This window comes from Secundilactobacillus folii, from assembly GCF_009720675.1.
GTDB classification, from domain to species: Bacteria; Bacillota; Bacilli; order Lactobacillales; family Lactobacillaceae; genus Secundilactobacillus; species Secundilactobacillus folii.
The window spans coordinates 1-475 of the sequence record NZ_WNJO01000042.1 but is presented as its reverse complement, the minus strand read 5'-3'; the positions used below and the strand labels follow the sequence as shown (position 1 = coordinate 475).

At 39.2% G+C, this 475-nt stretch carries 1 protein-coding gene; it reads left to right on the top strand.

Annotated features, from left to right (window positions below; genetic code table 11):
- The coding region (locus tag GM612_RS12180) for an IS3 family transposase (protein ID WP_155432609.1) at positions 1-438 on the top strand (438 nt) is incomplete at its 5' end.
- Between the last annotated feature and the right edge of the window lie 37 nt (positions 439-475).

Here is a 475-nt window from a genome sequence, read left to right as displayed (position 1 = left end):
AAATTTGGATATATCTCGGCAATTATTGATCAAGCAACGCGTGAAATTCTTAGTATGGTCGTTAGCGACGGCCCGAATAAGCAATTAGTAACCGATACCCTAGAAGAAGCGCAATCAAAGCTCCCAGAAGGCGCAATGCCAACGCTTCATTCTGATCATGGTTGGCATTACCAGACGGCAGATTACTGTGATTTCTTGATTGACAATCACTATCTTATCAGTATGTCCCGCAAAGGGAACTGTCTTGACAATGCCCCAATGGAAAGTTTCTTCCATCTCCTGAAAATTGAATCATTAAATCGACATAAATTTAATAATATTGAGGAATTGGCAACAGCCGCTGACAAGTACACGAACTGGTTCAATTTCACTCGAATTTCTCTTAAAACCGATGGTAAATCACCCGTTCAGTATCGTGAAGATTTAATGTCAGCTTAACTATTTTTAAAATGTCTAACAAAAGTGTTGCACTTCA